This window comes from Desulfonatronospira sp. (assembly GCA_003563255.1).
In the GTDB taxonomy this organism is placed as follows: Bacteria; Desulfobacterota; Desulfovibrionia; order Desulfovibrionales; family Desulfonatronovibrionaceae; genus Desulfonatronospira.
The window spans coordinates 1-6,657 of record PWSL01000206.1; the positions used below are offsets into that span (position 1 = coordinate 1).

Consider the following 6,657-nt stretch of genomic DNA (forward strand, 5'->3'; position numbering starts at 1 on the left):
AGGGATTCAGGGATTGAGGGATTCAGGGATTGAGGGATTCAGGGATTGAGGGATTCAGGGATTGAGGGATTGAGGGATTGAGGGATTGAGGGATTGAGGGATTGAGGGATTGAGGGATTGAGGGATTCAGGGATTGAGGGATTGAGGGATTGAGGGATTATGGGATTGAGGATCAGGGATTGAGGATCAGGGTGCAAGTGATAGGGCAGTAGTGGATTTAAGGACAGGGGATGGGAGGGGTTATGCGAGCACGGTGGTTGGCATGTATTTTTGGGCTGTTTTTTCTAATCCTGCTTCCGGGTCTGGCTCAGGCGGGGGCGCAGAGCAGGGAAGTCCGGGTATCCTGGGTGCCGGACGGGGATACCCTGATCCTGGGAGACCGGGAAGTGGTCCGGCTGAAAGGTATTGATGCTCCGGAAACAGCCAGTGACGGCCGTCCGGACCAGTATTTCGCCCTTGAGGCCACCCAGAGACTTGAAGAGCTGGTTCAGGGACGCACCCTGACTCTGAAGACAGGCCAGGTAGCCCAGGATCGCTTCGGCAGGACTCTGGGTTATGTTTATCTGCCTTCGGGAGAAAATATCAGTCTGTTGCTGGTCCGGGAAGGCCTGGCCTTTTATTATCCCCATGCGGACCAGGACGAAAATATATCCCGGGAACTGCACAGGGCACAGCAAAGGGCCATTGATGCAAATGCCGGTTTCTGGCCAGAGGTTCTAAGGCAATATCCTGAAGTTGAAACATGGATGGCCAACAAACGCAGCAAACGTTTTCACCATCCGGAATGCGGCTACGGCCGGAGGATAGCCCAGCATAACCGCGAGGAGTTTTCCACTTTGCGCCAGGTGTTTTACGCGGGATACGCGCCCTGCCGCAGGTGCACCCCGTGGCCGGATGCAGAGTAACCATTCAGGGGGTGCCGGAACCGGCCCGGGGACAGTCCCCGCGACACCTTTCCTGCAAAAAAAATATTACAAACGCTAAGTTGTGTGAACCTGCGTAGATAGTACTTAGCGGGGACAGTCCCCAGGCCTGGTGCCAGGAACTACAACCGAATACCCCCTGAATGCTTACTATGCAGAGAGGTGAGGCATGCGGCCGGGGTCCGGGAAGAGGGCTGGAGTATGCGTGGAAAAGATCAGAACAGTACAAACAGAGGTTACAGGAGGCAAGCATGGATGACTGGGTAGAAGTAGCCAGGTTTGATTCGATGAGCGATGAGGTACATAAGCAAAAGGCCCGAATAGAGGGTCTGGCCATGGACGTGGGGCTTTTGCCGGAAAAGGTGGTGCAGGTGGAGAATAAAGGCAAGATAATCATATCTGTTCACCCGGAGTTTTACAACTATTACGGGCATGGTTAACACTTCCCCGGTGTCCCCACGGCAGGTATGAATACAGGTCCGCCTGTATGGATCTTTCAGTCCCAGAGGTTTTTTCACCTCTCCAGAAGATAAAGCAGGTGATCCAGCGGCCGGATAAGCCGGCCGTAAAGACCTCCGTAGCCAGGGAAAGACCCGAAGAGTTCCTTTTTTTCCTGCTGCAGCTTTCTGTCCGAACTGGCCTCCGGGGATGATGGGGCCAGGGAAAGTGCCAGACGTTCCCTGATGAGATAGGTTTTAAGCCTGGATATAAATTGATCCAGGTACTCCTCAAAGACTTTTTTTTCGCCTTCCCAGAACCTCAGGGCCTGAACGTCTGGGCGTTTTTCCAGGGCGTGGCCGGTCATGGCGTACAGAAAGTTCAGGGGCGAACCCGGAACACCTCTGCGCCAGCCCAGAAGCCACGGTGTGCGCCAGTAAAAAAGGAAGTGACTGCGTCCCAGTTCTATGGCCTCATGCAGGCCAGCCCTGCACTTCTGCAGTGTCCCGTCATCCCAGGCAGCTTCAATATTGCAAATATCCCACTGAGTTACGCTGTTTTGTTGACTCTCAGTGATATCGTATCCCAGCCAGGCAAGAAGTAGTTCCCTTAGAAGCCTGTTGGCCTGGGGTGACTGCGGGGTTTCAAGGTGGGAGTAGCTCAGCACAAATTCTCCCCGGCCCAGCCTGCCATGCAGCATGCAGGGCTCGCTCCGCAAGCGCTCAGGGTCCAGATTGATGCCGTAGACCTGTTCCCATCTGTATACGTCCGGATGGTCCAGGTCGGAGTAAGGCAGGTCGGCAGTCCAGAAGTCCCGGCCGGGCTCCAGGTACTGGGCCAGGGTATCAACATCTCCAGTACTTTTCGGACCCTGCTCAAACTGTGAAGGCCACCAAACAGGCAAAAATATGTCGTTGCGGGACTTACTCCAGTGAGGCAGGCGCACCCGGCAACGGACATGCCCGCTGAAATTGGGCAGGCGTTCCTGTATGGGTTTCCTGGACCAGGTGCACAGGTCCAGGCAGGGGGTACCGGAAGCGGAGCTGAGTCCCAGCCCTGCACCTCCGCAGATGCCCAGGTATCTGCCCCCGGACCGGATATAATCTCTGATGCCGGTCATTCCTTCCAGGCCCAGGCTGTCTGCCTTGAGCCTGGCCCAGCCTCCGGGAACCAGCAGGGCAGCAGGGGGGTGGGTGCTTAAAAGACCCTGGCGAAGGGTGTGCGCCCTGACAATCCGGCGGGGTATTTCCAGCGCCTGTAAGGCCCGCCAGAGCATAAGCCCCCACAGGTGGGACTCGTCCCAGAGCATATAAATCTTATTTTCACTGGTGTGCATGATAGTTGCCCGGTAGTACCGCCCCAATGCTTCTTGTATTTTGTAACAGGATATGAGGTAACCATTCAGGGGGATGCAGGAACCGGCCCGGGGACAGTTCCCGCAACACATTTCCTGCACAAATACAAAATTACAAATTCAAAATATTTCGACCTGTTTAGCGTTTTTTACAAAAGCAGGGGACAGGCTACTCCAGGACCCACTTGAGCATTATTTTGTGCTTAAAAATATCTCATTTTCTGGGACAAGTGGGTCCCGGAAGAGCCGGTCCCCCTGCCACATGCAAAGCGCTGAACAGATACCAATTATTTTGGGTTGCTATCGTACTGCCCTCCCCGGCGCAGGCAGAACAGAGCCACAGTGGAGCGCAGGTTGGGCCAGAGATTCACTTTGCGGTTCTGCACCAGGGAATTTAACTGCAAAAATCGTCGGCTCTCGATCTCTATGTGCAGTTCCCGGCACAGTTCCTGGAAATCCTTGATGGTGGCCAGCCTGATTTCCGGGGACTCGTACCACTTGTAGGGCAAGGTCTGATTAACCGGGAGTCTGCCGGTCAGCAGCAGGTGCAGCCTGATACGCCAGTGGGCGAAATTGGGAAAGGTAACCACAGCCCTGCGGCCGATGCGCAGGGCCTGTTGGAGAAGCGCCAGGGGATCTTTTACAGTCAGCAGGACCTGGTTTAAAATGATCAGGTCGAAACACTCACCCATAAAGTCGCTTAAGCCCTCTTCCAGGTCGGCCTGGATTACAGACAGGCCCTGGGCCAGGCAGTCGGCCACGTGTTCGGAGTTGAGCTCGATGCCGTGTTCCCTGACCTTTTTTTCTTCTTTTAATTTTTTCAAGAGTTCGCCCCGGCCGCAGCCCAGGTCCAGGACACGCTCCCGGGGATTGGCCAGTTCCAGGATATAAGGGTCCAGTTCCCTGTCCCGGGGCAGGCTGCGGTTCCAGTCGAAACGGACCTTGTCTTCATTTGCCTGCAAGCTGCACCTCCTTTTCCAGCCTGGTGAGAAATCCAGAGACCACCTCCCCCATACGGTTGCCGGGCAGCAGGAATGCGTCATGCCCCTGGTCGCTGCCGATATTGCAGTAGGAGACGTTTTTGCCGGCCTGGCGCAGACCTTTGACCAGTTCCTGTGAATGGAAGGGCGGGAAAAGCCAGTCGCTGGTGAAGGAGACCACCAGAAAAGAACTTTTGCAGGGGTCGAAGGCGTTTTTGAGACTGCCGTAGTCCAGGTGCAGGTCAAAATAGTCCATGGCCCGGGTGATGTAGAGATAGGTGTTGGCGTCAAAACGTTTTACAAAGGTACTGCCCTGGTGATGCAGGTAGCTCTCCACCTGGAAGTCCGCCTCCAGCTTGAAACCGCGCTCGGTACCGTCAATCATGCGCCGGGAAAATTTGCGCAACATGGCGTTTTCCGAAAGATAAGTGATGTGGGCGATCATCCTGGCCAGGGCCAGGCCGCTTTCCGGTTGCCGGTCCGGCTTGTAAAGCCCGTAATTCCAGGAGGGGTCGCTCATTATGGCCTGTCTGGCCACCTCGTTGAAGGCTATGGCCTGGGGCGACATGCGGGCGGTGGCGGCTATGGGGATGGCACCCAGGACCAGATCGGGATAGCTTATGGACCACTGCAAAACCTGCATGCCACCCAGGGAACCGCCGATGACCGCCAGAAGCTTTTTAACTCCCAGGTGGTCCAGCAGCCATTTCTGGACTTTGACCATATCCCGGACCGTGTAAAAGGGAAAGTTGAGGCCGTATGGCCTGCCTGTGGCCGGGTCAATGTCGGCCGGGCCGGTGGTGCCCTTGCAGCCCCCCAGGAAATTGCTGCAGATGACAAAGTAGCGGTCCGTGTCCAGGGGCTTGCCCGGTCCTATGATCAGTTCCCACCAGCCGGGCTTTTCCCCGGGAGCACCGGTGTGGTAGCCTGCAGCATGGGCGTCTCCGGACAGGGCGTGGCAGACCAGGACGGCATTGTCTTTTGCCGGTGAGAGTCGGCCATAGGTCTCATAGGCCACTTTAACCGGGTGCAGGGTCTTGCCTGATTCCAGCTGCAGCACCCACTCCGCCCCCCTGAAAATGACACTCCGGGTCTCAACCAGGCCCACGCTGGAATCCGGGATCTGGTTTGGCTGGCTCATGGTTTCTCCTGTCTGCCGGGTCGGGAATGCTTGTGAATTTTATTGTCTTTGGCTCGGGGTAAAATGGTACGCCCGGAATAAGTAGTAAGCGCCTAACACTACAGGGACATTTGAGCTGAAAGGGGACTGGTTCTTTTACCGCCGGAGAGCCCGGTCGTTTTACGGTTTGATTTCGGCAAAACTGCCTGTCTCCGCCGGCAGAGGCAATTAGTTATACAAAGTTTCGCTGTAGTGCCAAAGCTTTTGCAATTTACGCTGAAAAAAGTTATCAAACCGGATTTGGATCAAGGCATGCATATTCTGCAAAGAATCCTCAACTGTCAAGGAATATGCATGCCATAGCATAAACGTAATCATTCAGGGGGGCTGTGCCATTAGTCACCACCGAGGACCCCCTGAATGGTTACGCATAAACAAGTCCCTGAAGAGTATAACACCCGGGGCCGCAAGCCAACAAGGATATATTTAATGTCTAAAAAAAACTGGAAAACCGAGACCATTTCTCTGCATGGAGGCCATACCCCGGACGTGGCCACCCGCAGCCGGGCCGTGCCTATATACCAGAGCACAAGCTTTGTTTTTTCCGACAGCCAGGATGCGGCTTCCCTCTTCAGCCTCAAGCCCGAAGTGTGGGCCCCAAGGCTGAACCTGGACACAGAGGGCCTGAGGCCGGAGGATTTCGCCCCGGAAGCCACTGGAAACATCTATACCAGGATAATGAACCCCACCACTGACGTTCTGGAGAAGAGAATGGCCCTCTTGGAAGGCGGGGTGGGGGCGGTGGCTGCCAGTTCAGGATCTTCGGCAATCACTTATGCCGTGATGAACATCTGCGAAAGCGGAGATCATATTGTCTCCTCCTCCAGTCTTTACGGGGGCACCTACAACCTGTTTCGCCATACCCTGCCCCGCTACGGGATCAAAACCACCTTTGTGGAGACAACCTCCCTGCAGGCCTTTGCAGAGGCCGTGACCGACAAAACCAGGTGCATGTTTGTGGAGAGCCTGGGCAATCCCGGTCTGGACACCCCGGATCTTTCAATGCTTGCGGCAACAGCGCATCGGGCCGGGGTGCCCCTGATAGTGGACAATACTGTGCCCACTCCGGCGCTTTGCCGTCCCTTTGAGCATGGAGCGGATATCGTGGTGCACTCCCTGACCAAGTTTTGCGGGGGGCACGGGAATTCCATAGGCGGGATCATAGTGGACAGCGGCAATTTTGACTGGAAGGCCTCGGGCAGGTTTCCCATGTTTACAGAGCCTGAGCCGTCATATGGCGGCGTGGTCTGGAGCGATGCAGTGGGCTGGGCCGCATATATCATCCGGGCCAGGACGGTACTGCTTCGCGATACAGGGGCCTGCATCTCTCCCTTCAACAGCTTTCTTATCCTGCAGGGCATAGAGACCCTGGGTCTTCGCATGGAACGGCACTGCCAGAATGCCATGGACACTGCACGATATCTAAAAGATCATCCCGCTGTATCCTGGGTGTTGTACCCGGGGATGCATGACCATCCCACCCATGAGCAGGCAAGCAGGTACCTGCACGGCGGCTTCGGGGCCATGGTGGGATTCGGGATCAAGGGCGGCCTGGAGGCCGGCCGCAGGTTCATAGACAGGCTCAAGCTCTTCAGCCACCTGGCCAATATCGGGGACGCCCGCAGCCTGGCCATTCACCCGGCTTCCACCACTCATGCCCAGCTTACAGAAGAAGAGCAGAAAAGCGCCGGAGTAAGTCCTGATTTTATTCGACTGTCCATAGGCCTGGAGCATATTGATGATATCCTGGCTGATCTGGGCCAGGCTTTGGGGTAGGCATGG

The 6,657-nt window shown here is 55.9% G+C and carries 6 protein-coding genes; 3 read left to right on the plus strand and 3 right to left on the minus strand.

The window, feature by feature from the left end; all coding sequences use genetic code 11:
* The first annotated feature begins 242 nt into the window (after positions 1-242).
* Together QZP87_RS06060 and QZP87_RS06065 are read left to right on the plus strand one after the other, a co-directional pair.
* On the plus strand, positions 243-905 hold the full coding sequence (locus QZP87_RS06060; RefSeq protein ID WP_291322028.1) for a thermonuclease family protein: 663 nt from the start codon (positions 243-245) through the stop codon (positions 903-905).
* A 269-nt stretch (positions 906-1,174) separates the two neighbouring features.
* Complete coding sequence (locus QZP87_RS06065; RefSeq protein WP_291322029.1) at positions 1,175-1,363, plus strand: hypothetical protein; 189 nt, start codon at positions 1,175-1,177, stop codon at positions 1,361-1,363.
* A gap of 74 nt (positions 1,364-1,437) precedes the next feature.
* Here QZP87_RS06065 and QZP87_RS06070 read toward each other — a convergent pair whose 3' ends face one another.
* The 3 genes from QZP87_RS06070 to QZP87_RS06080 all read right to left on the minus strand — a co-directional run bounded on the left by QZP87_RS06070 (position 1,438) and on the right by QZP87_RS06080 (position 4,836).
* Positions 1,438-2,697: a BPL-N domain-containing protein gene (locus QZP87_RS06070; protein ID WP_291322030.1), complete on the minus strand. Its 1,260-nt coding sequence runs from the start codon at positions 2,695-2,697 to the stop codon at positions 1,438-1,440.
* A gap of 305 nt (positions 2,698-3,002) precedes the next feature.
* A complete protein-coding gene (metW, locus tag QZP87_RS06075; protein ID WP_291322031.1) occupies positions 3,003-3,677 on the minus strand; it encodes a methionine biosynthesis protein MetW in 675 nt (224 codons plus the stop codon).
* On the minus strand, positions 3,664-4,836 hold the full coding sequence (locus tag QZP87_RS06080) for a homoserine O-acetyltransferase (protein ID WP_291322032.1): 1,173 nt from the start codon (positions 4,834-4,836) through the stop codon (positions 3,664-3,666). The genes metW and QZP87_RS06080 overlap by 14 nt, the downstream gene beginning before the upstream one ends.
* A 468-nt stretch (positions 4,837-5,304) precedes the next feature.
* On the opposite strand from QZP87_RS06080, the gene QZP87_RS06085 reads away from it, so the two are divergent.
* Positions 5,305-6,651 carry an O-acetylhomoserine aminocarboxypropyltransferase/cysteine synthase family protein gene (locus QZP87_RS06085; RefSeq protein WP_291322033.1) on the plus strand — a complete coding sequence of 449 codons (1,347 nt, stop codon included), beginning with the start codon at positions 5,305-5,307 and terminating at the stop codon, positions 6,649-6,651.
* Positions 6,652-6,657: the final 6 nt, after the last annotated feature.